Below are 25,962 nucleotides of genomic sequence, written 5' to 3'. Positions count from 1 at the left end.
CTTGAGCAATTGTCTTGTTCGAACTGTTCCCATCTCCCCTACCGGCCAGTAAATACCGGTGGTAACACCGATATCGGGGAGGCGTTCATGGCACGTGCGCGTACGAAACCCAGACTCAGATCTACCTTCGCCGCGGTCGCGGCGGTCGCGGCCGCCCTCGGGGGCGTCACCGCCATCACCCCCATGGCCCAGGCGGCCCCCGCCGCGGTCGGCTCGATCACCCCCCTCTCGCCGGAACTCGAGGCCGTCCGGGCCGCCGAGGCCACCAAGATCTACGGGGACCCGGCGATCCGGCCCCTCGCCGAGCGCAAGACCGGGCTCATCTCGCTCGGCGACAGCGAGATCTCCGGCGAGGGCGTCGGCAACTACGACCCCGCCACCAACACCGCGTCCAACCAGTGCCACCGCTCGCCGGACTCGGCGATCCACCGCACCGGCATCCCGGCCGACCTGACCTTCAACGTCGCCTGCTCCGGCGGCTACACGGGCAACATCCGGATCGGCGGCAGCAAGCAGTACGCCGACGAGCTGGTGCAGAGCGACAGCCTGGCGATCAAGGCCCGCAACACGAAGATCAAGATGGTGCTGCTGGTCGCCGGAGCCAACGACGACCTCCAGTTCGGCCCCGTCATGACCGACTGCGTCACCCGCTGGGTGCTCAGCCAGGGCACCTGCGAGCCCAAGTACGCCCCCGGCTGGCAGGCCCGCGTCGACGGGCTGAAGCCCAAGGTGGAGGCGACCGTCGCCGACCTCAAGACGGTCATGCGCGACGCCGGTTACGCCGACTCCGACTACAAGCTGGTCGTGATGGGCTACCCCAGCCCGATCGGCCCCGACTTCAACGACAACCCGGACTTCCCCGGCAAGCTCCCCGGAGGCTGCGCGGGCTACGACTCCGACGCCACCTGGGGCCGCGACTACGCGGTGCCCACCTTCGAGAAGGGCATGCGCGCGGCGGCCCTCGCCTCCGGCGCGGTCTACCTGGACAACTCGCGGCTCTTCCACGGGCACGAGGTGTGCATGGAGGACGCCTGGGCCCGCGGGCTCTACCTGGACCTCGGGGACCACTTCCCGTGGGACGAGAACACCGCCCGCCAGTCCTTCCACCCCAACTACCGCGGCCACGGCGCCTTCGCGTCCTGTCTGACCCAGCTCTACTCCTCCGGCCTGCGCGAGGCCTCCTGCGCCGACCCGGCGAGCACGGGCACCCCGGTCCTCCAGGCCGGAGGCTGGGACTCCCTCTACAAGCCCCTGAAGAACGAGGCCACCGGCAACTGCCTGGACTCCTTCGGCGGGTCCAGCGCCAACGACACCAAGGTGGTGGGCTGGGACTGCCACGGCGGGCGCAACCAGGGCTGGTGGTACGACTCCTCGAAGAAGTCCCTCCACATCGAGCTCACCCACGACCGCTGCCTGGACGCCCCGGGCGCCAACTACGGCGCCGGCACGGGCCTGATCCTCTACAACTGCCACGGCGGCGCCAACCAGCAGTTCGTCCGCGACGGCGCCACCCTGCGCCCCGCGGCCGCCCCGGGCATGTGCCTGACGGTCCCCGCCGCCCACGAGCAGCTGCGCCTGCAGCCCTGCAACGGCTCGCCGAACCAGCGCTTCGCGTCGTAACCGCCCCGCTCCACCGACGACCCCCCACACCCGGCCGGCGCACCCCGGCCGGGTGTCACATGTCCTGGAGCAGCTTGCGCACGTCACGCGGCCGGTTGGTGATGATCGTGTCCACCCCGAGCCGCACGCACAGCTCCACGTCCTCGGGCTCGTCCACGGTCCACACCCGCACCCGCAGCCCCTTGGCCTTCAGCCGCCCCACCAGCCCCGGATCCCGGCGCACCAGGTCGATGCCCGGCCCCGCGTGCGTCGCGAACGGGGGCCGCACCGGCCTGACCGCCCGCTCGATCAGGAACACGGTGGGCAGCCCGGGCGCGAGCCGGTGCAGCCTGGTCAGCGCGCTCCGCGAGAAGCTCATCACCTCGATGCGGCCCGAGGCGCCGTCCGCGAGCCCGTACTCCCGCAGCATCCGCACCAGCTCGGCCTCCAGCCGCCCGCCGGCCCGCGTCGGGTGCTTGGTCTCGACCGCGAGCCCCACGGGCCGCGGCGCGGCCAGCGCCTCCCGCAGCAGGTCCTCGAAGAGCAGCACCCGCGCCCCGGCGTGCGCCTGCCCCTTCCACGCCCCGAAGTCGAGGGCGGCCAGCTCCTCGTACGTCATCTCGGAGACCACCCCCCGCCCGTCGGAGGTCCGCTCCACGCGCCGGTCGTGCACGCAGACGAGCTTGCGGTCGGCGGTGAGCCGCACATCGCACTCGAGCGCGTCGGCCCCATCGGCGATGGCCTGCCGGTACGCCTCGATGGTGTGCTCGGGGTACTCATGGGAGGCCCCGCGGTGGGCGACCACCCGAGTGTCGAGGGCGGTACGGGTGGAGGAGTTCGTCGCTGCCATACGGAAATCCTTGCAAACCGGCGTGAACGGGCAGGCGCGGGGTCGTGTCCCCGACGTTAACCGGATGTGGGCGCCGTCCCGGGCGGTGCAGGGTGACGCCATGCCGGAGCCGACGATGGTCACCTTGTACTGCGAGCCCTGCCCGCACTGCGTCTTCCATGCCTGGCAGCGGATCGCCGACGGGCGGCTGTGCTGGGAAGCCGAGTGGGAGTGTGTGCGGTGCGAGTTCGGGGCGCCCGATGTCTGCGACCTCGACCACGGGTGGGGGCGGGCCCCCGAGCGCGTCCGCGCCGCCATCGTCGCTGCCGAGGGCACGGTCCTGCTCCGCGTGGACGGCTCCGGCGGCGCGGCCCTGAAGGTCTTCCGCGACGCGCTCGGCATGACGATCCCGGAAGTCCTGGCTGCCGTCCGCGAGGGCTACAGGGCCACTCCGGTGGAGGCCGAGTACCTCACGCACCTGCTCGGCGAGGCCGGGTTCACAGTGCGGTTTACGGCATCGGGGCCAGGGGGGCCGGGGTGACCTTGAAGCCGCCCTTGGTCACCTCGGTGAAGGGGGCCATGGACATGCAGGTGCCGACCGTCCCCGGGGCCACCGTGCCGTCCGGCTTCGCGTCGACGTTGGCGACGGCCCAGGAGAAGCCGACGCGGTCGGGCTCGCCGCGCTGGCCGTCCTGGACGCTGATGCCGATCCGCTTGCCCTCCCAGCCGACGTTCGAGGTCTTGACCACGGCCGTGAGGGTGGCCGTCTTGCCGCCCGTGACCAGGCAGTCGACCTCCGCCTCGGCAACACCGGTGAAGCCGCCCTCCGCGTAGTGGTGGTAGATGGTCACCCGGCCCCGCGCGTCCGTCGGCAGGCCCTTCTCGAGGCCCGGGACCGGGAGGGGCTTGGTCCACGGGGCCGACTCGGCGTCGACCGTGAAGCGGATGTCATCCTTGGGGGAGTAGGGGAAGAAGATCGTGCCTCCCCCGTGCACCGAGGCGAGCTTCGGGGCGGCCGGGGCCCCTGGGGCCACCGGGGCCGCAGGGGCGGGGGCCGCCGCGATCAGGGTGGCCACCAGAGCGGCGGCGCAGCCCGCGAGGGCAAGGGCGCGCGTGCGGTTCTTCATCGTGAACTCCCGGTGAGAGTGGGCTGTTCGGATACGGGAAACAGCCTCGCCGGGCGCCCGCCCGCCTGCCATCTGCCGAAGGGCGGACATACATGAGGGCCTCTCCCCCGAACGGGGGAGAGGGTCCCGGACCCTACCGGGACGGTTCCGGCGTGATGGTCGGCCGGCCTCGCGCGTAACGCTCGGAGCACGCGGGCAGCGGGCCTGCCTGCCTGTGGGCCAGAGGCAGAAAGCGCACAGGCCGGATCGTCCACACGATGTGGAGACCTCCCGTACACACGGCGAACGCGAACGGCTCACCTTGCATGATCTGGTGCACCGCTTGCCACTGACCGTGTTCAAGCCACGCGAACGCGCGTCCTGCCTCGTGCTGGTCCAGTGCCGGCGTGACCGTCCTCAGCGCCGTTCGCACCCACCGAACTGCCTGAATGGCGCTGTGCGCCTCGAACGATGCCGCAAGCGCGGTCTGTTGAGTCTCGCCCTCGTCCGTGCGTGCAGCCACGCACTCGCCCCAGAACCCGGGGCGCGCGACGCCAGCCGTGCGAATCAGCACGGGGTTCCCGGCTTGATCTTCAGGGAGACCCATACGGTCTTGCCGATACCGATCCGGGGAACACGCCCCAGTCGTCCGCCAACGCGGCCACCAGCAGCAGGCCGCGCCCCTCGATGTCGTCCTCACCGGGCGTGCGAGGCATCGGGGGAAGGCCACTCGCGTCCGACACCTCCACCCCGGGCGACCTGTGACCATGGCTGACAGGACCTGTATCCGCGAGGAAGACTGAGCCCATGAGCACGACTGATCTCGCCCCGGGCGCGAATCTGGCGGCGCTGAGAAAGGCGCACGGACTGTCACAGGGACGGCTGGCCCGGAAGGCATCCGTGTCCGTGTCACTGCTGAGCAAGATCGAAGTCGGGGACCGGGCGCTGACACCGGCAGTCGCTGCCGCTGTGGGCAAGGCCCTGGGTATCACCATGGCCGAAGTCCTCGGGCGTGCGACGGTGGCCCGTGACGACGAGCAACGGCTGTCCGCACTCCGCTCGGCCATCCGGGACTATGACCTGCCCCTCAGACAAGGGGTCGAAGAGCAGCGCATCAGCGCGGCTCTGGAGTCGGCCGGACAGTACCGGGACAACGTAGAGGTGACCCGTCTGCTCGCGATGCTCCCGCAGCTCCTCAGGGAAGCCACGACATACGCGCACGCCACGAACACGGTTGAGTCATGGATGGCTCTGGCGGACGTCTACAGCACCGTGTACTGGCTCGCTGCCCGGCATCGGTGGATGGACATGGCGGAACTGGCCGTTTCTCGCCAGCGGTGGGCGACGGAGCAGAAGACCAACCCGCTCGGTGAGGCGCTGGCCGCACGTGACCGGGCGGGCGCCTATCTGAATTTCGGAGACGTTGAGACAGGGCTCATGGTCGTGGACCGTGCCGTCACAGCCGCACAAAGCACACTGTCCGGCACGGAAAGGGATATCGCCGTGGGCATCCTGAACCTGCGCGGTATGACCTTGGCGGGCAGGCTGGACGACAAGCGGGAAGCGGCTCGGGAAGCTGAACGGCACATCCGGTCCGCCCGGAACGCATCCGCGTCATTCGCCAGTGACATCGATGTGCACGGCCTGACGTTCGGTCCCCGGAACACCTTCACCCACGAACTCGCCACCCGCGTGGACCTCGGCAGACCGCAGGAAGCCCTGAACCTGACGGACAACGTGGACGCCGCCTTGGCGGGCCTGCCCGCCACACGCATCGCCCCCACGAGGATCAACCTGGCACGAGCACAACTCGACGTCGGCGACCGTGATGGAGCCCTGGAGAACCTGTCCGTGGCGTGGGGCGTGGCGCCCCAATTGGCCCGCATCCATCCCATGGGGCGAGAGGTGTTCCGAGTCCTCACGTCGCTCCACAGACGCAGCAACGCCAAGCTGCTCAGGTTGTCGAAAGTGTCGGGCATTCAGCTCTGAGCATGCAGGTGCTCCGTCGGTCGGCGGAGGTGAGCAGCCAGAGCTCGGGCCTTGGCGGCGTCGAGGAATGGATACCCTGGCCGGGGCACCCCTTGGAGGACGCCGTGACCACACAGCCGGACCACGGCGCGGCGCTGATCCCGCGCCCTGAGCGCGCGCCCGACGCCGTACGTGTCGCCCTCGCCCGCATCGCCCCGCACCGCCTGGCGGAGCTGGAGCAGCACAAGGAAAACGCGCTGGCCGCCGCCATCCGCAGCGGGAAGGTCGGCCACCTCACACACTGGCTCGACTGGTGGATGCGCGAGGTGGAGATCGAACGGCGTCCGGACCTCTTCACTCGTCGCAATGACGCCTTGGCCGCCCTTCACCGCACCACCGGCAAGGATGATCCGGCCTTCCGCCCCGCCATGGACGAACTAGCCGCTATCGAGGTCAGGTGACCTACCTGTAACCGGGGCGGGCGTAGCCGCCCTGCCCCGGCACAGCGACGCGTTACGCCAGGCCCGGGCCGCGGACCGGGATGTGGGTGAACGTCGGCTCGGGGGCCGGGTTCTGGAAGAAGTCGTTGCCCTTGTCGTCGACCACGATGAAGGCCGGGAAGTCCTCGACCTCGATCTTCCAGACCGCCTCCATGCCGAGCTCCTCGTACTCCAGGACCTCGACCTTCTTGATGCAGTCCTGCGCGAGGCGGGCCGCCGGGCCGCCGATCGAGCCGAGGTAGAAGCCGCCGTGCGTGCCGCACGCGTCCGTCACCTGCTGGGAGCGGTTGCCCTTGGCCAGCATGACCTTGGAGCCGCCCGCCGCCTGGAACTGCTCGACGTAGCTGTCCATACGGCCGGCCGTGGTCGGGCCGAAGGAGCCGGAGGCGTAGCCCTCGGGGGTCTTCGCGGGGCCGGCGTAGTAGACCGGGTGGTCCTTCAGGTACTGCGGCATCTCGGCGCCCGAGTCCAGCAGTTCCTTGATCTTGGCGTGCGCGATGTCCCGGGCCACGACCAGGGGTCCGGTGAGGGACAGGCGGGTCTTGACCGGGTGCTGGGTGAGGGTGGCGAGGATCGACTCCATCGGCTGGTTCAGGTCGATGGAGACCACGTCCGCCGAGTCGTTCAGGTGCTCGTCGGTGGTTTCCGGGAGGAAGCGCGCCGGGTCCCGCTCCAGCTGCTCCAGGAAGACGCCCTCGGCGGTGATCTTCGCGGTGGCCTGGCGGTCCGCGGAGCAGGAGACGGCGATCGCGACCGGGAGGGACGCGCCGTGGCGGGGGAGGCGGACGACGCGGACGTCGTGGCAGAAGTACTTGCCGCCGAACTGCGCGCCGATGCCGATCTTCTGGGTGAGTTCGAAGACCTGCTGCTCCAGGGCCTCGTCGCGGAAGCCGTGACCCAGGGGGGAGCCCTCGGTGGGCAGCTCGTCCAGGTAGTGCGCGGAGGCGTACTTCGCCGTCTTGAGCGCGTGCTCCGCCGAGGTGCCGCCGACCACGATCGCCAGGTGGTACGGCGGGCAGGCCGCGGTGCCGAGCGAGCGGATCTTCTCCTCCAGGAACTTCATCATGGAGGCCTCGTTGAGGACCGCCTTGGTCTCCTGGTAGAGGAAGGACTTGTTGGCCGAGCCGCCGCCCTTGGCCATGAAGAGGAACTTGTACGCGCCGCCGTCGGTGGCGTACAGCTCGATCTGCGCGGGCAGGTTCGAGCCGGTGTTCTTCTCCTCCCACATGGTCAGCGGGGCCATCTGCGAGTAGCGCAGGTTCAGGCGCGTGTACGCGTCGAAGATGCCGCGCGAGAGGGCCGCCTCGTCCCCGCCCTCGGTGAGGACGTTCTGGCCGCGCTTGCCCATCACGATGGCCGTGCCCGTGTCCTGGCACATCGGCAGGACGCCGGCCGCCGCGATGTTCGCGTTCTTGAGGAGGTCGAGCGCGACGAACTTGTCGTTCGAGGAGGCCTCGGGGTCGTCGATGATCCGGCGCAGCTGCGCGAGGTGCGCGGGGCGCAGGAAGTGCTGGATGTCGTGGATGGCCTCTTCGGCGAGCTTGCGCAGCGCCTCGGGCTCGACCTTGAGGAACGTACGGCCGTCGGCCTCGAAGGTGGACACGCCCTCGGCGGTCACCAGCCGGTAGGGGGTGGTGTCCTCGCCCAGGGGCAGGAGGTCGGTGTACGCAAACTCTGGCATGACGGCAGTCATTCCTCACTCGGCAGACGGCGCTGGCGACCAATTGGCAGCGCGGCTATCAAGCGTAGGACCTCTCGCGCCGGCTGTGTCTGTGAGGTAAGGCTCACCCAGCAGTATCGCGATCTATCGTGTCTCGCTATGCTGGGTGACGTGGACCTGGAAAAGCACCCCGCCGCCCCTGCCCCCGCCGTGCCCGCCGCCATGGCCGCCGAGCCCGCGCCCGGCGGGCTGCGCGCCTCCGACGCCGACCGGGACCGGATCGCCCAGATCCTCTCCGACGCCCTCGCGGAGGGCCGGCTGACCGCCGAGGAGCACTCCGAGCGCCTCGACACCCTGTACGCGGTCAAGACGGTCGGGGAGCTGGACCTGCTGGTACGCGACCTCCCGGCGGCCACCGCCGCCCACCGGCCGGCCGCCCCCGCCGCCGGCCTCCCGGCCCCGGCCTCCGCCGGGCCCGTCGAGACGGTGGTCGCGGTGTTCAGCAGCTCCGCCCGCAAGGGCCGCTGGCGCCCCGGCGCCCGCACCCGCGCGATCTCGGTCATGGGGGACGTCACCATCGACCTCACCGAGGCCGTCTTCGAGCAGCAGGTCACCGAGATCAACGTGACCAGCGTCCTGGGCAACGTCGAGGTGCTCGTCCCGGAGAACGTCACCCTGCGCGGCTACGGCAGCGGGGTCCTCGGCAACTTCGAAGTGCGCGGCGAGGGCCTCGCCGCCGACCCGCAGGCCCCCGTGGTGATCGTCCGGGGCTTCGCGCTGCTCGGCAACATCGAGGCCCACCCCAGGCGCGGCGCCCGCCTGGTCGACCTGGCCGACCGGCTCCGCAAGCACCTGGACTGAACCCGTCCGCGCGGCGGCCGGTTTCGGACGAACCCGGTCGCCCCGGTGGCACACGGTGCATAGGGGCACGCACAGCGGGTAGGGACTGGTGCATCGTCGCTCGCTCGCGTATACGTCGTCAGGAGTAGACCGTGCCGCATCCGCCGCATCAGTCCCTGCAGGCCGCCGCCGTCCAGAGTCTTCAGACGCGCCCGGCCGCCGTGCCGAGGCCGCGGGTTCCGGCCAGGGAAGAGGACGGCCCATGGCACGCGGAGGCCGTGTGCCGCAGGGATGAGGCGGGACTCTTCTTCGCGCCGTCCAAGGAGCCGACCGCGGCCCGGCTCGCCCGCGAGGAGGCCGCCAAGCGGGTCTGCGCGCGCTGTCCCGTGATGGTCGCCTGCCGCGAGCACGCCCTGCTCCAGCCCGAGCCCTACGGGGTCTGGGGCGGGCTCACCGCCGCCGAGCGCCGGGTGGTGCTGGGGCGCAGGCGCCGCCGCGCCGCCGAGCTGCTCCCCGGCGCGGGCGCACCGGGGCCGATCGCCGCCGCGGGCTGACCGGCCCGACGCCGCAGGCGCGAGGCGGCGTAGGGCCCGCGCCGGGGAGCAGCTCGGCGGCGCAGGAACCGTGAAGCGGCGTACGCACGCCGAAGGGGCGGTCCCCCGCACAGGGACCGCCCCTTCGGCGTGCCGTTGCCGGCCGGACCGCTCCTACTGGGCGCGGTCGAAGGCGATGCCGCTGTACGCGCGCAGCTTCGACAGGCGGTGCGTGGAGTCGATCTGCCGGATCGTGCCCGACTTCGAGCGCATGACCAGCGACGAGGTGGTCGCGGTCTCCGAGCGGTAGTGGACGCCGCGCAGCAGCTCGCCGTCCGTGATGCCGGTGGCGACGAAGAAGACGTTCTCGCCGGACACCAGGTCGGTGGTGGTCAGGACGCGGTCGAGGTCGTGGCCCGCGTCGATGGCCTTCTGGCGCTCGGCGTCGTCCTTCGGCCAGAGCTTGCCCTGGATCACACCGCCGAGGCACTTGACGGCGCAGGCCGAGATGATGCCCTCGGGGGTGCCGCCGATGCCGAGGAGCAGGTCCACGCCGGTGCCCTCGCGCACCGCCATGACCGAGCCCGCGACGTCGCCGTCCGAGATGAACTTGATCCGGGCGCCCGTCTCGCGGATCTCCTTGACGATGCCCTCGTGGCGGGGGCGGTCCAGGATGACGACCGTGACGTCCTCGGGGGCGATGTTCTTGGCCTTGGCGACCCGGCGGATGTTCACCGAGACGGGGGCGTTGATGTCGACGTAGTCGGCGGCCTCGGGGCCGGTGACCAGCTTGTCCATGTAGAAGACCGCGGACGGGTCGAACATGGTGCCGCGGTCGGCGGCGGCCAGGACGGCGATGGCGTTCGGCATGCCCTTGGCATTGAGCGTGGTGCCGTCGATCGGGTCCACGGCGATGTCGACCTCGGCGCCGGTGCCGTCGCCGACCCGCTCGCCGTTGAAGAGCATGGGGGCTTCGTCCTTCTCCCCCTCGCCGATCACGACGACGCCGTTCATGGAGACGGTGGAGATCAGGGTCCGCATCGCGTTGACCGCGGCGCCGTCCGCGCCGAGCTTGTCGCCGCGGCCGACCCACCGGCCCGCGGCGAGGGCCGCGGCCTCGGTGACCCGTACGAGTTCCAGGGCGAGGTTGCGGTCGGGCGAGTCGGGAGAGACTTCGAGCTGGGGCGGCAGGTTGTGCTCGGTCATCGGAGCGCACCTTTCTGTACGACGACGGCCGGGATGTGAGGGTGCTGGAACTCTATCGGTTCATCGACATATTGAGCAGACCGGGTCACGTATGAGCGGCATATCGATCAATCGGTCCGGCTGAGCGGACAGGGTCCGCCCCCTGTCGGCGCGCCCCCGGCGGCCGACACGCCACCCCGGCGCTGATCGCCCCCGGCGATGCGGGACGATGGTGCGGTGGCAGGTATGAAAGGCAAGCAGACGGTCTGGGACATGGTCCGGTCGCTGGCGTTGATCGGCGTGGTCGTGGCGGGGATCTACATCTTCGTCCCCCATGACGACAAGGCCGACCCGACGCGCACGGTGGACTACCGGGTGGAGACGATCACGGCGCGGCGCGCGGCTCCGTACCCCGTGGCCGTCCCCGTGGGCCTTCCGGAGCAGTGGCGGGCGACCTCGGTGACCTACGAGCGCAAGAACGCGAACGCCTGGCACCTGGGCTTCCAGGACCCGGACCGGCAGTACGTGGCCGTGGAGCAGTCCACCGACACCTCCGCCAAGAACGTGGCCAAGGTCACCCGGCGGGCGACCGCCACCGGGCAGACCCAGCAGGTCGGCGACCGGACCTGGGAGCGCTGGGACGGCGAGAAGTACGACGCGCTCGTCCGGCAGGAGCAGGGCTACGTCACCGTCGTGACCGGTACGGCCTCCTTCGAGCAGCTGGGCGCGATGGCGGCGGCGCTGGAGTTCAAGCAGGGGCCGGACGCCCGGTAGGTCCTGCGCGTACGACGCGTACGAGAGAAGGCCGCCCGTCCCGGAAATCCGGGGCGCGGCGGCCTTCTGCGTGTCCGGGTGTCCGGGTGTCGCTCAGACGGTGGTGACGACCTGGTCGAACTCCAGGCGCGGGGAGCGCGGGAACCAGGCGTCCTCGCCCGGCTTGCCGATGTTGATCACCATCAGCGGGGTGTGGTCGGCGTCCAGGAACTCCTTCTGGATGCCGGCGAAGTCGATTCCGGTCATCGGGCCGGCGGCCAGGCCGGCGGCACGGATGCCGACGATGAAGTAGGCGGCCTGGAGGGTGGCGTTCACCAGTGCGGACTGCTCGCGGACCGGGCGCTCGGCGAAGAAGGCGTCCTTGGCCTGCGGGAAGTGCGGGAGCAGCTGGGGGAGCTCCTCGTGGAACTCGTTGTCCGCGGAGAGGATCGCGACCAGCGGGGCGGTGGCGGTCTTGGCCTGGTTGCCCTCGGCCATGTTCTTGACCAGGCGCTCGCGGGCCTCGGGGGAGCGGACCAGGGTGATGCGCAGCGGGGTCTGGTTGAAGGCGGTGGGGCCGAACTTCACCAGGTCGTAGATGGCCTGGACCTGCTCCTCGGTCACCGGCTCGTCGGAGAACGAGTTGGCGGTGCGGGCCTCGCGGAACAGCAGGTCCTGAGCGGCAGCGTCGAGCACGAGAGACATCGGTAAGCCTTCTTCTGTACGGAAGTGGAGCGGGCGACGTCTCCGACTCTACGAGGAAAGTAGATGAAATTTCAACTACTTTCCCAGCGGGTGACCCGGGTCACTCCTCGCGGCCGCCCTCGCCCTCGCCGGCCGCGGCCTCCCGGGCGGCGAGCGCCGAGTCCAGTCGGGCGCGGGCCCCTTCGAGCCAGTGCCGGCAGACCTTCGCCAGCTCCTCGCCGCGCTCCCACAGTGCGAGGGAGTCCTCCAGGGAGGTGCCGCCCGCCTCCAGCTTGCGGACGACCTCGACGAGCTCGTCGCGGGCCTGTTCGTACCCCAGCGCCGTGTCGGTGTCAGTCATTCCCAGTGTCCCATCGTAGATGTCGCTTACATCGAATTCGTGCCGGAATGTGTCAGTTCTCGAGCGGGCCTGGCCCGGCGCTCGAGCCCGCCTCCACCGCCGCCTCCGGCTCCTTGCCCGCCCCTGGCTCGGTGACCGCCACGTTGAACTCGCCCGCCGCCACCCGCGCGCGCAGCACCTCGCCCGCCGCGACCTCCTCCGGAGCCCGCACCACGTGCCCGTCCGCCCGCTGGAGCACCGCGTACCCGCGCTCCAGGGTGGCCGCCGGCGACAGCGCCAGCACCCGGGCGCGGGTGTGCTCCAGCTCGGAGTCGGCCCGGTCCAGCAGGTGCCCGAGGGTGCGCCGGCTGCGGGCCAGCAGCGCCTCGAGCTCGGCCTCCCGGGTCTCCACCATCCGCTGCGGGTGCACGAACACCGGCCGGGCCAGCGCGTGCGCCAGCCCCCGTTCCTCCCGCTCGAGCAGCCCGCGCAGCGCGCGCAGCCCCCGGCCCTGGAGCTGGCGTACCCGCTCCAGCTCCTCGCCGACGTCCGGGACCACCTTCTTCGCCGCGTCCGTGGGCGTGGAGGCCCGCAGGTCCGCGACCAGGTCCAGCAGCGGGGAGTCCGGCTCGTGCCCGATCGCCGAGACCACCGGGGTGCGGGCGGCCGCGACCGTCCGTACGACCTCCTCGTCGGAGAAGGGCAGCAGGTCCTCCACGCTGCCGCCGCCCCGCGCCACGATGATCACGTCCACATCGGGCCGCGCGTCCAGCTCCTTGACCGCCTCCACCACCTGGGGCACCGCGTGGACCCCCTGCACCGCCACGTTGCGCACCTCGAAGCGGACTGCCGGCCAGCGACGCCGCGCGTTCTCCAGCACGTCGCGCTCGGCCGCCGAGGCCCGCCCCACCACCAGACCGATCAGCTGCGGCAGGAAGGGCAGCGGTTTCTTGCGCTCCAGGGCGAAGAGCCCCTCGGCGGCCAGCGACCGCTTCAGCCGCTCGAGGCGCGCCAGCAGCTCCCCGATGCCGACCGGGCGGATCTCGGTCACCCGCAGGGACAGCTGCCCGCGCGGGGCGTACCACTCCGGCTTGGCCAGTACGACGACCCGCGCGCCCTCCGAGACCACGTCCGCGACCTCGTCGAAGACCTGGCGGAAGCAGGTCACGCCGACGGAGATGTCGTGCGACGGGTCGCGCAGCGTCAGGAACACCACCCCGGCCCCCGGCCGCCGGGACAGCTGCGTGATCTGCCCCTCCACCCACACCTGGCCCAGCCGGTCGATCCAGCCCCCGATGAGCCGGGACACCTGACCGACCGGCAGCGGCGCATCAGCCGACGTATTGAGACCCATGTACGCAGGCTAACCGGCGCCGCTGACAGCGCCTCAGGCCCCGGGGCGGGTGTCGGGCCCCGGCCGGCAGCCGCCGGACCCGGCCGGACCGGCGCCGCGCCCGCGCTGGGCGAACAGCACGCCCAGCCCCACCGCCAGCCACACCGCCCCCACCAGCTGCGCCGTCCAGGACGCCTCCACGATCACGGCGACGGTCACCGCCGCCCCCAGCACCGGAACCACCAGGTGCTTCCACCACACCGGCGCTCCCTCCCGCCGCCTCACCACGAACCACCCCACCACCGACGCGTGCAGCAGGGTGAAGGCCACCAGCGCCCCGATGTCCACGACGGAGACCAGGTGGTCGAGGCCGTCGTCGCGCCGGGCCGCCCACACCGCCGCCACCAGCGTCACCGTGGCCGCCACCAGCAGCGCCGCCCGCGGGGTGCCGTCCGAGGTGCGCGCCAGCGCGCCCGGCAGCCGCCGCTCCCGGGCCATCGCGAAGAGCAGCCGCCCGGCCGCCGCCTGCCCGGCCAGCGCCGCGAAGGCCGCCCCGACCGCCTTGCTCACCGCCACCAGGTCGTGCAGCCAGGGCCCGACCGAGGCCTCGACCGCGTTGTAGAAGGCCGGCCCCTGCCGCGCCGGGTCGGCGGCCAGCTCCGCCGAGGACACCGGGGTCAGCAGCGCCGCGAGGTAGGTCTGCGCGATGAACAGCACCCCGGTCAGCGCCAGGCAGAACAGCACCGCCCGGGCCACCCGGGCGCTGCCCCCGGTGACCTCCTCCGCGAAGGAGGCGATGGCGTCGAAGCCCAGGTACGACAGGACCGCGACCGACACCGCGCCCAGTACGGCGGCCGCCGAGAAGCCCAGCGAGCCGTCGCCGGTCAGCGGCGAGAGCCAGCCGCGCCGGGGCCCGTCCTGGACCAGCACGGTCACCGCCGCCACCAGGAACACCAGCAGGACCACGATCTCCATGGCCAGCACGGCGAAGCCCACCCGCGCGGCCGCCCGTACGCCCCACAGGTTCAGCAGGGTGGTGACCACCACCGCCAGGGCCGTCCACACCCACCGGGACACCTCCGGCACCAGCGCGTGCATCGCGATCCCGGAGAACAGGTACGCCACCGCCGGGATCAGCAGGTAGTCGAGCATCGCCATCCACCCGGCGATCAGCCCCGGCCCCTCGCCGAGCCCCTTGCGGGCGTACGTGAAGACCGAGCCGGCCTGCGGGGCCACCCGCACCATCTGCGCGTACGAGAAGGCCGTGAAGGCCATCGCCACGGTCGCGGCGAGGTAGACCAGGGCGACGGCGCCGTGCGAGCGGGCGTCGAGGGTGCCGAAGACCCCCACCGGGGCCATGGGCGCGATGAAGAGCAGCCCGTAGACCACCAGGTCACGGAAGCCCAGGCTCCGCCGCAGCGCCGCGGGGGCGGCCGTACTGGAATCCGTAGCGGATGCCATCGTTCCTCCGGGTGACGGTCGGGACGGACATTCGGCCAAGTCTGTGCCGGACGGGCGACGTCCGGCCTGCTGGAGACCCCCGTACGATGGAGCGTATGACTGCTCCCGCCCCTGCTCCCGCCTCCCGCCGCGTCCTGCTCGCCGCCCCGCGCGGTTACTGCGCGGGTGTGGACCGTGCCGTGATCGCTGTCGAGAAGGCCCTCGAGCAGTACGGTGCTCCGGTCTACGTCCGCCACGAGATCGTGCACAACAAGTACGTCGTCCAGACGCTGGAGAAGAAGGGCGCCATCTTCGTCGAGCGGACGGAGGAGGTCCCGCCGGGCTCCATCGTGATGTTCTCCGCCCACGGCGTGGCGCCGGTGGTGCACGAGGAGGCGGCGGCCGGAAAGCTCGCGACGATCGACGCGACCTGCCCGCTGGTCACCAAGGTCCACAAGGAAGCGATCCGCTACGCGAACGAGGACTTCGACATCCTCCTCATCGGCCACGAGGGCCACGAGGAGGTCATCGGCACCTCCGGCGAGGCCCCGGACCACATCACGATCGTCGACGGCCCGCAGGACGTGGCCAAGGTCGAGGTGCGCGACGAGTCGAAGGTCGTCTGGCTCTCCCAGACCACCCTCTCGGTCGACGAGACGATGGAGACCGTCGACGCGCTGAAGCAGAAGTTCCCCCTCCTCGTCTCCCCGCCCAGCGACGACATCTGCTACGCCACCTCGAACCGCCAGGCCGCGGTCAAGGTGATGGGCTCCGAGTCCGACCTGGTCATCGTCGTCGGGTCGAAGAACTCCTCGAACTCCATCCGCCTGGTCGAGGTCGCCCTGGACGCCGGCGCCCGCGCCGCCCACCTGGTCGACTTCGCGAGCGAGATCGACGAGGCCTGGCTGGAGGGCGTCACCACGGTCGGCCTGACCTCGGGCGCCTCCGTGCCGGAGGTGCTGGTCGAGGAGGTGCTGGAGTGGCTCGCGGAGCGCGGCTACGCGGACGTGGAGATCGTCAAGACCGCCGAGGAGTCGATCGTCTTCTCCCTGCCCAAGGAGCTCCGCCGCGACCTGCGCGCGGAGGCTGCCGAACTGGTCGCCGAGAAGTAAGTCCTTTCGTACCGTATGTCCATGCAGATCTTCGGTGTGGACATCGGCGGTTCCGGCATCAAGGGCGCTCCAGTGGACCTGGAGCGCGGCGAGCTGGCGCAGGAGCGCCACAAGGTACTCACCCCACAGCCGGCCACCCCCGAGGGGGTGGCCGGCTGTGTCGCGGAGGTGGTCGGGGCCTTCTCCTGGCAGGGCCCGGTCGGGGTGACCTTCCCGGGCGTGGTCACGCACGGCTTCACCCGGACGGCGGCCAACGTCGACGCGGGCTGGGTGGGCCTCGACGCGGCCGCGCTGCTCTCCTCCCGGCTGGACGGCAGGCCGGTCACGGTCCTCAACGACGCGGACGCGGCGGGCGTCGCGGAGATGACGTACGGGGCGGGGCGCGGGGTGGCGGGCACGGTCGTCCTGCTCACGCTGGGCACGGGCATCGGCAGCGCGCTCTTCCGCGACGGGGCGCTCGTGCCCAACACGGAGCTGGGCCACCTGGAGCTCAAGGGCCACGACGCGGAGACGCGGGCCTCGGTCAAGGCCAAGGAGGACGGGGACCTCAGCTGGGAGCGCTGGGCGCGCCGGCTGGAGAAGTACCTGGCCCACGTGGAGATGCTCTTCTCCCCGGACCTCTTCATCCTCGGCGGCGGCGTCAGCCGCAAGCCGGAGAAGTTCCTGCCGCTGATCGAGGGGGTCCGCGCGGAGATCGTCCCCGCGAAGCTCCAGAACAACGCGGGCATCGTGGGCGCGGCGATGGCGGCCCGCGACCTCTAGCCACGAGGTGCCGCTCAGTAGGCGGCGCTACGCCGGGCAGCGCGCCGGCGCCCGCTCAGCGCGGCACGCCGCCCCAGCGCGATCAGGGCGGCGGCCAGGGTCCCCGCGTACAGCCAGCCGGCGTGCAGGGACAGCGCGGACACCACCCCCATCAGCTCCCCGCCGAAGCCGCCGGAGCCGCCGGAGACGGGCCACACTCCGGCGGCGAAGGCGATGGGGGCCGAGATCGGCGCGGTGATCAGGTCCGCCGGCCGCACCCACACGGCGATCGCGGCGGCGACGGGCAGGAAGAGCAGCCCGTACGCGAACAGCGAGGAGTCGAAGAGCAGCCAGGAGATCCCGGCGACCAGCAGCATCGCCAGGCAGCCGAACAGCCCGCCGCCGAGCCCGGTCAGCTTGGGCCGGGGCAGCCGCCGGGGCGCGGCGGGCCGCCGCAGCTGTGCGGGCACCTGCGGGTGACGTACCGAACGCATCCTGTATTGCTCCACCCCACCAAACTAGGCGGGCGGCCCCCGTATCCCCTCACGGACACGCGTACATCCAGTGCCGCTCATCGGAAAGTAAACTGTCCGATGGCCCACTCCGGGCCGCCGCCCCCTCCAGCTACGGGAAGTCGCCAACGTGTCGCTCACGATCGGAATCGTCGGCCTGCCGAATGTCGGCAAGTCGACCCTTTTCAACGCCCTGACCAAGAACGACGTGCTGGCGGCCAACTACCCGTTCGCCACCATCGAGCCGAACGTCGGCGTCGTCGGCGTCCCGGACCAGCGCCTCGCCATCCTGGCCGGCATCTTCGGCTCGCAGAAGATCCTCCCGGCGACGGTCGACTTCGTCGACATCGCGGGCATCGTGCGCGGCGCCTCGGAGGGTGAGGGCCTGGGCAACAAGTTCCTGGCGAACATCCGCGAGTCGGACGCGATCTGCCAGGTCATCCGCGCCTTCAAGGACGAGAACGTCGTCCACGTCGACGGCAAGGTCTCGCCCAAGGACGACATCGAGACGATCAACACCGAGCTGATCCTCGCCGACCTCCAGTCCATCGAGAAGGCGGAGCCCCGCCTGACGAAGGAGTCCCGCCTCCAGAAGGAGAAGGTCGCGGTCCTGGCGGCCGTCGTCGAGGCCAAGAAGATCCTCGAAGCGGGCGACACCCTCTTCTCCAAGGGCATCACCAAGGGCACGGAGAAGGGCGACCTCCTCCACGAGCTCCACCTCCTCACGACCAAGCCCTTCCTCTACGTCTTCAACGTGGACGAGGACGAGCTGACGGACGAGGCCTTCAAGGACGAGCAGCGCGCGCTGGTCGCCCCGGCCGAGGCGATCTTCCTGAACGCGAAGCTGGAGCAGGAGCTCATCGAGCTGGAGGACGACGAGGCCCTCGAGCTCCTCCAGTCGGTCGGCCAGGACGAGCCGGGCATGGCCACCCTGGGCCGCGTCGGCTTCGCCACCCTGGGCCTCCAGACCTACCTGACGGCAGGCCCGAAGGAAACCCGCGCCTGGACCATCAAGCAGGGCGCCACCGCCCCCGAGGCCGCCGGCGTGATCCACACCGACTTCCAGCGCGGCTTCATCAAGGCCGAGGTCATCTCCTTCGCGGACCTGGTCGACTGCGGCTCGGTCGCCGAAGCCCGCGCCAAGGGCAAGGCCCGCATGGAGGGCAAGGAGTACGTCATGCAGGACGGCGACGTGGTCGAGTTCCGCTTCAACGTCTAATACGTTCGGCGAAAGGCCGTCTGACCTGCGGTGGAGCGGGTTGGGTGGCCTTTGCTGTCCGCACAGAGTCCGCAGCGTGCTGACTTCGATCAGCGCCGGGGGAGCGGCTACGCCACTTCGTCGACCTGTGGCTGGGCACCGGCGGACTGGTCCGCGTACGCCTTGTCGACGGCGGCCCGGGTCCGCTCCTCGGAGTCAGGCCACAGGTGGGTGTAGATGTTCAGCGTCATGGCCGCGTTGGTGTGGCCGAGGCGCTCGGAGACCGTCTTCACGGACTCGCCGTGCTTGATCAGCAGGCTGGCGTAGTGGTGCCGGAGGGCGTGGGGTCCGATGCCCTTCGCTATGCCGGCCTTCGCACAGGCGGGCCGCCAGGACCCGTCCATGAAGTGCGTGTAGACCACGGGTCCGCCTTGCGGCGCCGTGAAGATCCAGCTCTCGGGCCCATTGGCGGGGAAGTCCCGCAGGTGGGCCTTCATGGCGTCCACCGCCACGCGGGGGAGCGGAACCGTTCGGTGCGAACGGGCGGTCTTCGGCGGCCCGACGTACACGCCGTGCTTGGCCGTCTGCTGAATCTGCTGCTCGACCGAGACGGTCGCCTGCAGCAGGTCCACGTGCCGGAGCTGGAGGCCGAACAGCTCCCCGGGGCGGAGCCCCGTTGCGGCGCCCAGCAGGACCAGGCCCTTGTAGCGTCCGGGTATCTCCTCGGCCAGCGTCCGCACCTGTTCGACCGCCAGGGGTACGACCTTCTTCCTGGGCACGGAAGGCAGCTTCGCGTCCGTACAGGGGTTGTGCGGAATCATGCGGTCGCGGACCGCTGCCCGGAAGACCGCGTTGACCGTGTTGAAGACGGTGCGGGAGGTGCTCGCGGCGAGCTTGTGGGTGGTCGTCAGGCTGGTGATCCAGCTCTGCACGTCACCGGGCTTGATCGCGCCGAGTGCCCGCTTCTCCCACACGGGGTAGGCGTAGCAACGCAGGTGCTGGGCTACGGCCTTGGCCGTCGACGGCCGGTGTGGCTGGCTGGCCCGCCACTCCTCCGCGTACTCCTTGAAGGGCTTCTTCGCCGACCTCGGGTCGACGTACTGCCCGGTGACAAGGCTGGTCGTGACCTCGTCGAGCCAGCGCTGGGCGTCGATCTTGCGGTCGAAGTGGCGCGCGTGCTCCTTGCCGTCGAGGTCGCGGTAGCGGGCGCGCCATTTGCCGTTGGGTCGCTTCTGGATGTTCGCCAAGTGGGTCTTCTTTCCTCGGTGATCAGTGGTAGTAGCCGCCGCTTTCGATGTACTCGGCGAGGGCGCGGGCCTCGCGCTCCTCGCCCATGAGGCGGAGGACCTGCAGGTGGATGCCCTTCGAGCCCTCGGGGTGGGCTTCGATGTACTCGGCGATGGCGACGACCGCGTGGTGGAGGCGGTCCTGCGCATCGCGGGACTCGTAGAACGCCTCGACTGCCTCCTGGACGATGCGCCGGCCGTCGAGGTCGAGACCGTCCAGGGGCGGTGACATGAGTTCTTCGAGGGGCAGCTCGAAGACGCGGGCGAAGCCGAGCGCCTCATCGAGGGTGATCTTGCGGCGCGGGTTGCCGTTCTCGATGCGCCAGACGGCCGTCTGGTTCATCGGCACGCCAGCCTTGGTCATGCGGGCGGCCAGTTCGGTCGTGCTCCACCCCCTGACCTCGCGCTCCAGCCCGATGCGCGCCGCCGCGTTGCCCTCGCTGTAGAGCAGCGGCGCGCTGCCGTCGCCTGGTCCGTCCTTCATGTCACCCTCCGTCTCATGCCCAGTGGCTATCCCAATTGAAACATGGACTCTCCGGTTTGACTAACCCGGCTCTGCGTGGCACTGTCTAGCCGAAACGGAAAGCATCCTAGTCGAACTGGAAAATCTTGGGCCCCTACCTCACTACCGCCGAAGTGGCGGAGCGCTACCGCACCGCCGAGAGCACAGTCCGGTACTGGCGTCACACGGGCTACGGCCCTCGGGGCGTGAAGGTCGGTCGCCGAGTCCTCTACAGCGAAGCCGAGCTCGCTCGCTTCGACCAGGAACTACTCAGTCAGGACGGGCTGCGCAGCAACTGGACTCTGGGAGCTTGATGGCCGCCGACCCTGACATGGCGACAGCCCACGGCGTGAACACCCCACCCGAGAGCGAATCGAATCGAACCAGTGGAGCCGGTTCCGACAACCCGATGTACCACCAGAAGGAGTTCATATTGCTTCACCCCGCGACCCCGAACACCCCTGCCGCTCATCAGGCCGGATGGCCTCCGGTGGCGGTACCTGGCCAGCCTGACATCGTCCGGGACCAGGTCCCCGCGGAGGTTGAAGAGGTACCACCAGCCGAGCCTGCGGAGATTCCGGACGCGCCGGCTACTGAGGGCGCCGAGCTGCTGTCAGAACTACGAGGACAGATCGCCAGGTTCGTGATCCTGCCCTCCGAGCGAGCCCTCGACGCGGTCACGCTGTGGGTTGCAGCGACTCACCTTCAGCCCTCATGGCAGCACGCCCCACGGTTGGCCGTGGTCGGGCCCGCGAAGCGGTGCGGCAAGTCGCGGCTGCTGGATGTGCTGACCGAGACGGTCCACGAGCCGATGCTCACCATCAACACCACTCCGGCGGCGATCTTCCGATCCATCACCGAGGAGCCGCCCACGCTCCTCGTGGACGAGGCGGACACCATCTTCGGCACTCCGAAGATGGCCGAGAAGAATGAGGAGATGCGCGGCCTGCTCAACGCGGGTCATCAGCGCAATCGCTACGTCACCCGGGTGGTCGGCAACGACCACACGCCCCACAGGTTCGCCACCTTCGCGATGGCGGCCCTGGCTGGGATCGGTGACCTGCCTGACACGATCATGGACCGCTCGGTGGTCATCCGCATGAGGCGCCGGGCCGAGGGCGAGAGCGTGCACCCCTTCCGCTCCCGCCGCGACACCCCTTCCCTTCACAATCTCCGTGACCGCATCGCCGCATGGGCAAGGCCGCTGCTGGACAAGGCCGCAGACCTTGAACCGTCGATGCCAGTCGAGGACCGTGCTGCCGACACCTGGGAACCGCTGGTCATCACCGCCGACCTCGCAGGCGGCCCGTGGCCACGCCTGGCTCGCGCGGCCTGCACGCAGATGGTCTCCGACGAGGTCCAGGCAGAGGAGGACAACCCTGGTGGCGCACGCATCCTCGCCGACATCCGCCGTATCTTCTTCGCCCAGCGCGAGCCGGAGAGCCTGACCACAGACGAGATCCTCGGCTCCCTGCGCGGTGACGCCGAAGGCCCGTGGGCGGATTGGGGTCGCAGTGGCCTGACGGCCCGCGAACTCGGTTCCCTGCTCCGCGAGTACGGCATCAAGTCGGGCAACGTCCGCCTCGCGGACAAGACCCAGCGCAAGGGCTACACCCGCAACAAGTTCCTCGATACCTGGCGCCGGTACTGCCCTGGTGTCCACCCCGTCGACGCCGCCGGCCCCGGCCCCAGCGAGGGCTGAGACCCCGCCCCACCCCGGTTGCCGTCCGTGCCGTCCCTGCCGTCGCACCGCAGGTCAGACGCATGCAGCCGAGACGGCAACTGGGGCCAAGACGGAAGTCGATCAAGACTGCCCGCGCCGCACCACTGATACGCCGCCCACATCCGTCTTGCCGCGTCCCAGGCGTCTCCGCCGTATCGCCGCAGGTCACAGGCCGCCCGCCGGGATGGGACCGAGACGGAGCGCCGCATCACTGCCGTACCGCCCCTGACCTGCGCCTGCAACGGCCAAGACGGCAAAGACGGGCCAACACAACACCCCCATCACCCCTGGAGTGCTCGCACCACATGGCCACCCTCGCGCCACCCACCCACATACCTCTGCCCAGCCGCGCCACAGCCTGGGACCACGCCGCGATCCTCACCCTCGGCGCCGCCGGATGCGCGCTCTCGTACGACGCCCTGCAGCAGATGGCCGTGGCCATCCACGTCCGCGGATTCCTGACGTACCTCTTCCCGCTGCTCATCGACGGGTTCATCGCCTACGGCGTGCGCGCCCTCATCATCCTGCGCGGCACGTCCTTCCGCGCCCGCCTGTACGTGTGGACCCTCTTCGGCACCGCCACCGCCGCCAGCACCTGGGCCAACGCCCTGCACGCGGTACGCCTCAACCAACAGACGGCCTCCAGCACTCTGCGGCTGAGCGACCTCACGGTCGGCATCCTCTCCACCCTTGCCCCGCTTGCTCTCGCTGGGGCGGTCCACCTCCGCATCCTCATCACCCGCGAGACCGGTTCTGTAGCGGAGGTCGCGACCGTGGCCTCCGCAGTGGTGGACGAGGAACCGAAGCCCCAAGCGCAGGGTGGTCGGCCGGCGGACGCACCCCTCGACAGGATCGTCGAAATCGGACGTGCAGCTGCCGTTCAGCAAGGACGCCTCAGCCGGGCAGTGGTCCGGCAGGCCGTAAAGGACGAGGACCTCAAGCTCGGCGGTGAACGGCTGACCGAGGCGATGAACATCCTGCGACCCGAGTTCGAGACCGAGGCGAACCTCAGCTGACCGCCAAGACGACGGTCCCGATCGGGTGGTCGGAACCCCTTCCGACCACCCGGTCACCCGCCCTTCTGTCCCCCGGTAGTGCCCCCACCTGGGGACTGAACAGCGGATGGCTTGGATCCCGGCCGCACGGTTGCCCGTGGTCGAGTCGCCGCCCGCTGCCGCTACGCCGTGTGAAGGAGACTCACCCTGATCGACAACACGAACGACGCTGCTTCCAACGAAGGGAGCGACGACCTCGCATTCTCGACCGATGCAGCTGCAGGACAGGACACAGCCGCAATGCCGACCGCGAGCGGAGCAAGTTATCCCTTTGGACACTCCACCGTCGGCGGAGCATCCAAAGGGACCCTCCGGCACCAGGGGGCGCCGGAGGGGGAAGCTGAGGCCGAGGGCGGCCTGCAGCTTGAAGAAGGTCGGCAGCCGGTTCAGCCGCTCTCGCGAGTCCGAAGGCGTCATCGGAAGCCTTCGCAGCGCAAGATCTTCTGCACGGTCCGTGTGAGCGAAGAGGAGCTCGTCGAGATCAGCGCGGGTGCCCAGGTCTCCGGCATGACGACTGCTGGCTTCCTCGCGCACTGCGCGCTCGCCGCGTCGAGTGACCTGAACCGCACAGCCGCTGAGGTTGCCGGTGAACGAGAGATCGTTGTCGAGATCTTCGCCGCGCGACGCCAGCTCGGGTACATCGGCAACAACCTGAACCAGGTTGCCAAGGCACTGAACTCGGGGGCTGATGGTGTTGGCGCCCATTCCGTGCTGGAAGCCGTCCATCGCACGGCGAAGAGGCTGGACGATGCGGTGACGCGGCTTATTGATCATCGGAACGCCCGGTCGGATCGATCCGCTTCGTAGACCGGACGCGAGGCCCATGCTATGCGGCTTCCGTCGTTCCACCCGCTGCGTCCAGGAGGCCCGCCCAGTCCCGCACATCGGCGAGGTGGCTCGGCTGGAGACCGATGTAAGGGTCCGGCTGGACGAGGAGGGTGGCGCAGCCGCGGGCGGTGCGTTCGGCAGCCCAGGCGTGGTCGAGCACGGTGAAGTCGTCGTCGATCCAGACGACGGGTGCTCTGCCGAGCCAGGGGTCGACGTGGTCGCGCTTCCACAGGTAGCCGTCGGGATGGCTGGTGGTGATCTGTGGGCGGGGGAGGTCGAGGTAGGGGAAGTCCGGCAGCCCCAGGAGCGGCCCGATGATCGTGGTGGCGTCCTTGCGCCAGCTCGTGCACCAAACTGGGGTGACGAGGCCGCCAGTCAGGAGGCTAGTGAGCAGCGGGCCGTGGCTGGGGTCGAGCCAGATGGGGACGGGATCGTCGGGGTGCCGGCCAGTGGGCAGGACGGTGTGGCGGACGTGGGTGGGTGGGGTGCTGCCATCTGCCGCCGGGAACGGGATGAGGACGCCGTCGATGTCCAAGAGCAGGTAGGGCAGGGTCATCGGTGCCTCCGGGGTCAGCGTTTGCGGGCGATGATCAGGAGGGTGGTCGGCCACGGGTCGCGGCGAGGGTGACGCAGACCCAACGCCGAGGTGATGCGCAGGCCGTTACGCACGAGGTGTGCGCCCCAGCGCCGGGCATCGAACTCCCATCGGGCGATGGGTAGCCGGGTGTGGTCGGGCATGGTGACGTAGTCCTCGCGCGGACGGTCGTCCGTAGATGGATGTCTTCCGGCCCGTGCCGGGTGCGGGACGGAGAAAGCCAGGACTCCAGCCGGCTTGAGGCGGTGGGAGATCGCGGCGAGCAGGAGCTCGGGGGCGACGAGGCCGACGGCGCCGAAGACGGAGTAGATCGCGTCGAAGGTCTGGCCGGTGGCCTGGAGGTGGTGCAGTGCGTGGCCGGCGGCGAAGGTGGCGCCGTCGACGTGTCCGTAGTGGGAGCGGGCGCGGCGTATCTGGAGGCCGACCAGGTCGACACCGGTGACGCGGGCCTGGTGGTGCTTGGCGAGGTGGGCCACGTTGTGGCCGGGGCCGCATCCCAGCTCCAGGAGGCGCTTGCCGCGCAGGTCCCGTCCCAGAATCTCAGCTCCGGGACCGAGGCCCGCGTGGGTGCTCCACTCCATCCGGGCCGGTGCGGTGAGCGCATGGGCGGGGGAAGCGGTTATGCGCTGGGCTGCATGGGCGTACCAGGGGGAGACCTGGGCGAGCACCTAGACCTCCAGGAGTTGGACCACGTCGTTCAGGTGGCGGCGGACGACGGGGATGTATGCGCGGTCCTTGGCCGGGTCGTTGATCCAGCGGATGGCCTGCTCCATGAACCACTCCACCACCCACATGCGGTGCCAGCCCAGGGCCCATGCCTCGGCAGCCAGGCCGCCCCGGGCGGCGAGGGCGTCTTCGTGGCCGCCTGCGGTGACGTACTGCTCCAGGAACACGCGCAGCCGGACGGGGCTCGGCGTGTCGGTGGTGCCGTGGTAGGAGGCGAGGTCGATCAGGCCGGGGCCGGTGAAGGCGCGGGCGAGGTCGAGGAGGTGCCAGCTGTTCTCCCCGATGTGGATGCTCGTGGGGTGGAACTCGGAGTGCACCCAGCCGAACGGGTCGAGCGTCGCCCCCTGGACGCGGGCCTCGGCCGCAGCGGAGATCTTCCCCAGAGCGGTCTCGATGTCGTCGCAGTCCGTCCACCGGTCGGCCTTCCGCAGCCGCTGGAGGTGATCGAGGGCTCGGCCGGGCAGGGCCGCGAGGCCCGCGCCGTCGAGGAGGGGCAGGCCGCCGGCCGGGCGGGCGGCGTGGAGCATCATGGCGGCGGCGACGCCGTCGAGGTCGTCGGCGTCCCGTACGGGGGCGCCGAGGTCGTCCATGAGCATGCCGAGCCACTTGTCCTGCACGGCGGTGGCGTGGAGTGCGGGGACCGGGAGCCCGCGCTGGTGGGCGATCCGCAGGGCCTGGGCCTCGCGGTCGAAGGGCTCCTTGGCGTACTTGAAGACGGCCGTTGTGCCGTCGGGGAAAGTGACGCGTTCGACTCCGGACATGCCCCAGACGCGGATCTCGGCGCGTTCGGGGAGGGGCTTGCCGACGAGAGTGCACAGGTCGTCCAGCAGGGTGGCGGTGAGGCTCTGGTCCATGGCGGTCTCCAGGGGCTGGTGGGCTCCGGGGCGGGCGAGCGGGTCGGCCCGCCCCGGAGC

At 70.5% G+C, this 25,962-nt stretch carries 28 protein-coding genes; 14 read left to right on the top strand and 14 right to left on the bottom strand.

The window, feature by feature from the left end; translation table 11 throughout:
• Positions 1-87: 87 nt before the first annotated feature.
• Positions 88-1,620, top strand: coding sequence for a ricin-type beta-trefoil lectin domain protein (locus tag OOK34_RS06660; RefSeq protein ID WP_267032938.1), 1,533 nt, complete (start codon positions 88-90; stop codon positions 1,618-1,620).
• Positions 1,621-1,675: 55 nt separating this feature from the next.
• Here OOK34_RS06660 and OOK34_RS06655 read toward each other — a convergent pair whose 3' ends face one another.
• On the bottom strand, positions 1,676-2,449 hold the full coding sequence (locus tag OOK34_RS06655) for a glycerophosphodiester phosphodiesterase (protein ID WP_267032937.1): 774 nt from the start codon (positions 2,447-2,449) through the stop codon (positions 1,676-1,678).
• A gap of 100 nt (positions 2,450-2,549) precedes the next feature.
• On the opposite strand from OOK34_RS06655, the gene OOK34_RS06650 reads away from it, so the two are divergent.
• The gene (locus OOK34_RS06650) at positions 2,550-2,969 is read left to right on the top strand and encodes a hypothetical protein (protein ID WP_267032936.1); all 420 of its coding nucleotides are present in this window, start codon (positions 2,550-2,552) and stop codon (positions 2,967-2,969) included.
• On the opposite strand, the gene OOK34_RS06645 is transcribed toward OOK34_RS06650, so the two are convergent.
• Entirely contained in the window at positions 2,938-3,555 is a 618-nt protein-coding gene (locus OOK34_RS06645) for a hypothetical protein (RefSeq protein WP_267032935.1), read from the bottom strand. The two genes, OOK34_RS06650 and OOK34_RS06645, sit on opposite strands and share 32 nt — an antisense overlap.
• Positions 3,556-4,341: 786 nt before the next feature.
• Here OOK34_RS06645 and OOK34_RS06640 point away from each other — a divergent pair.
• The gene (locus tag OOK34_RS06640) at positions 4,342-5,523 is read left to right on the top strand and encodes a helix-turn-helix domain-containing protein (protein ID WP_267032934.1); all 1,182 of its coding nucleotides are present in this window, start codon (positions 4,342-4,344) and stop codon (positions 5,521-5,523) included.
• A gap of 104 nt (positions 5,524-5,627) precedes the next feature.
• On the top strand, positions 5,628-5,963 hold the full coding sequence (locus OOK34_RS06635; RefSeq protein ID WP_267032933.1) for a hypothetical protein: 336 nt from the start codon (positions 5,628-5,630) through the stop codon (positions 5,961-5,963).
• Positions 5,964-6,015: 52 nt separating this feature from the next.
• On the opposite strand, the gene OOK34_RS06630 is transcribed toward OOK34_RS06635, so the two are convergent.
• Complete coding sequence (locus tag OOK34_RS06630; protein ID WP_267032932.1) at positions 6,016-7,683, bottom strand: fumarate hydratase; 1,668 nt, start codon at positions 7,681-7,683, stop codon at positions 6,016-6,018.
• A gap of 150 nt (positions 7,684-7,833) precedes the next feature.
• Between OOK34_RS06630 and OOK34_RS06625 the strand changes: the two genes are divergently transcribed.
• Positions 7,834-8,523, top strand: coding sequence for a DUF1707 domain-containing protein (locus OOK34_RS06625; RefSeq protein ID WP_267032931.1), 690 nt, complete (start codon positions 7,834-7,836; stop codon positions 8,521-8,523).
• 155 nt (positions 8,524-8,678) lie between these two features.
• The gene (locus OOK34_RS06620; RefSeq protein ID WP_323183476.1) at positions 8,679-9,056 is read left to right on the top strand and encodes a WhiB family transcriptional regulator; all 378 of its coding nucleotides are present in this window, start codon (positions 8,679-8,681) and stop codon (positions 9,054-9,056) included.
• A gap of 153 nt (positions 9,057-9,209) precedes the next feature.
• Here OOK34_RS06620 and glpX read toward each other — a convergent pair whose 3' ends face one another.
• Positions 9,210-10,241, bottom strand: a complete 1,032-nt coding sequence (gene glpX, locus OOK34_RS06615; RefSeq protein ID WP_267032930.1) for a class II fructose-bisphosphatase — start codon at positions 10,239-10,241, stop codon at positions 9,210-9,212.
• Positions 10,242-10,466: 225 nt separating this feature from the next.
• Here glpX and OOK34_RS06610 point away from each other — a divergent pair, with 225 nt between their 5' ends.
• The gene (locus OOK34_RS06610; protein ID WP_267036647.1) at positions 10,467-10,994 is read left to right on the top strand and encodes a DUF4245 domain-containing protein; all 528 of its coding nucleotides are present in this window, start codon (positions 10,467-10,469) and stop codon (positions 10,992-10,994) included.
• A gap of 93 nt (positions 10,995-11,087) precedes the next feature.
• Here the strand turns inward: OOK34_RS06610 and OOK34_RS06605 are convergent, their stop codons facing one another.
• From OOK34_RS06605 to OOK34_RS06590, 4 genes are all read right to left on the bottom strand, one after another.
• Positions 11,088-11,678 (bottom strand): malonic semialdehyde reductase, encoded by a 591-nt coding sequence (locus OOK34_RS06605; protein ID WP_267032929.1) that lies wholly within the window; start codon positions 11,676-11,678, stop codon positions 11,088-11,090.
• Positions 11,679-11,778: 100 nt separating this feature from the next.
• Positions 11,779-12,018, bottom strand: coding sequence for an exodeoxyribonuclease VII small subunit (locus tag OOK34_RS06600; protein WP_267032928.1), 240 nt, complete (start codon positions 12,016-12,018; stop codon positions 11,779-11,781).
• A 52-nt stretch (positions 12,019-12,070) separates the two neighbouring features.
• A complete protein-coding gene (gene xseA, locus OOK34_RS06595; protein WP_267032927.1) occupies positions 12,071-13,351 on the bottom strand; it encodes an exodeoxyribonuclease VII large subunit in 1,281 nt (426 codons plus the stop codon).
• A gap of 33 nt (positions 13,352-13,384) precedes the next feature.
• Positions 13,385-14,791 carry an APC family permease gene (locus OOK34_RS06590; protein WP_267032926.1) on the bottom strand — a complete coding sequence of 469 codons (1,407 nt, stop codon included), beginning with the start codon at positions 14,789-14,791 and terminating at the stop codon, positions 13,385-13,387.
• 86 nt (positions 14,792-14,877) lie between these two features.
• Between OOK34_RS06590 and OOK34_RS06585 the strand changes: the two genes are divergently transcribed.
• Both OOK34_RS06585 and ppgK read left to right on the top strand, forming a co-directional pair.
• Positions 14,878-15,882 carry a 4-hydroxy-3-methylbut-2-enyl diphosphate reductase gene (locus OOK34_RS06585; RefSeq protein ID WP_267032925.1) on the top strand — a complete coding sequence of 335 codons (1,005 nt, stop codon included), beginning with the start codon at positions 14,878-14,880 and terminating at the stop codon, positions 15,880-15,882.
• A gap of 21 nt (positions 15,883-15,903) precedes the next feature.
• Positions 15,904-16,644: a polyphosphate--glucose phosphotransferase gene (ppgK, locus tag OOK34_RS06580; RefSeq protein ID WP_323183405.1), complete on the top strand. Its 741-nt coding sequence runs from the start codon at positions 15,904-15,906 to the stop codon at positions 16,642-16,644.
• A gap of 14 nt (positions 16,645-16,658) precedes the next feature.
• Here the strand turns inward: ppgK and OOK34_RS06575 are convergent, their stop codons facing one another.
• Complete coding sequence (locus tag OOK34_RS06575; RefSeq protein ID WP_267032923.1) at positions 16,659-17,117, bottom strand: DUF6542 domain-containing protein; 459 nt, start codon at positions 17,115-17,117, stop codon at positions 16,659-16,661.
• A 148-nt stretch (positions 17,118-17,265) separates the two neighbouring features.
• Between OOK34_RS06575 and ychF the strand changes: the two genes are divergently transcribed.
• A complete protein-coding gene (gene ychF, locus OOK34_RS06570) occupies positions 17,266-18,354 on the top strand; it encodes a redox-regulated ATPase YchF (protein ID WP_267032922.1) in 1,089 nt (362 codons plus the stop codon).
• Positions 18,355-18,461: 107 nt separating this feature from the next.
• On the opposite strand, the gene OOK34_RS06565 is transcribed toward ychF, so the two are convergent.
• Together OOK34_RS06565 and OOK34_RS06560 are read right to left on the bottom strand one after the other, a co-directional pair.
• The gene (locus OOK34_RS06565; RefSeq protein ID WP_267032921.1) at positions 18,462-19,580 is read right to left on the bottom strand and encodes a site-specific integrase; all 1,119 of its coding nucleotides are present in this window, start codon (positions 19,578-19,580) and stop codon (positions 18,462-18,464) included.
• Positions 19,581-19,602: 22 nt separating this feature from the next.
• Entirely contained in the window at positions 19,603-20,103 is a 501-nt protein-coding gene (locus tag OOK34_RS06560; RefSeq protein WP_267032920.1) for a helix-turn-helix domain-containing protein, read from the bottom strand.
• A 125-nt stretch (positions 20,104-20,228) separates the two neighbouring features.
• On the opposite strand from OOK34_RS06560, the gene OOK34_RS06555 reads away from it, so the two are divergent.
• From OOK34_RS06555 to mobC, 4 genes are all read left to right on the top strand, one after another.
• The gene (locus OOK34_RS06555) at positions 20,229-20,435 is read left to right on the top strand and encodes a helix-turn-helix domain-containing protein (RefSeq protein ID WP_267032919.1); all 207 of its coding nucleotides are present in this window, start codon (positions 20,229-20,231) and stop codon (positions 20,433-20,435) included.
• Positions 20,436-20,530: 95 nt separating this feature from the next.
• Entirely contained in the window at positions 20,531-21,823 is a 1,293-nt protein-coding gene (locus tag OOK34_RS06550) for a DUF3631 domain-containing protein (protein WP_267036646.1), read from the top strand.
• 326 nt (positions 21,824-22,149) lie between these two features.
• Positions 22,150-22,860: a DUF2637 domain-containing protein gene (locus tag OOK34_RS06545; RefSeq protein WP_267032918.1), complete on the top strand. Its 711-nt coding sequence runs from the start codon at positions 22,150-22,152 to the stop codon at positions 22,858-22,860.
• Positions 22,861-23,355: 495 nt separating this feature from the next.
• A complete protein-coding gene (gene mobC / locus OOK34_RS06540; protein ID WP_267032917.1) occupies positions 23,356-23,706 on the top strand; it encodes a plasmid mobilization relaxosome protein MobC in 351 nt (116 codons plus the stop codon).
• 19 nt (positions 23,707-23,725) lie between these two features.
• Here the strand turns inward: mobC and OOK34_RS06535 are convergent, their stop codons facing one another.
• From OOK34_RS06535 to OOK34_RS06525, 3 genes are read right to left on the bottom strand one after another with little or no spacing between them, the layout of a single operon-like run.
• The gene (locus OOK34_RS06535) at positions 23,726-24,283 is read right to left on the bottom strand and encodes an HAD domain-containing protein (RefSeq protein ID WP_267032916.1); all 558 of its coding nucleotides are present in this window, start codon (positions 24,281-24,283) and stop codon (positions 23,726-23,728) included.
• Between the two features lie 14 nt (positions 24,284-24,297).
• Positions 24,298-24,990 carry a bifunctional 2-polyprenyl-6-hydroxyphenol methylase/3-demethylubiquinol 3-O-methyltransferase UbiG gene (locus OOK34_RS06530; protein ID WP_267032915.1) on the bottom strand — a complete coding sequence of 231 codons (693 nt, stop codon included), beginning with the start codon at positions 24,988-24,990 and terminating at the stop codon, positions 24,298-24,300.
• Positions 24,991-25,902 carry a phosphotransferase gene (locus OOK34_RS06525; protein WP_267032914.1) on the bottom strand — a complete coding sequence of 304 codons (912 nt, stop codon included), beginning with the start codon at positions 25,900-25,902 and terminating at the stop codon, positions 24,991-24,993.
• Between the last annotated feature and the right edge of the window lie 60 nt (positions 25,903-25,962).

Source organism: Streptomyces sp. NBC_00091 (genome assembly GCF_026343185.1).
GTDB lineage: Bacteria > Actinomycetota > Actinomycetes > Streptomycetales > Streptomycetaceae > Streptomyces.
This window is presented reverse-complemented; position numbering and strand designations above follow the sequence as displayed.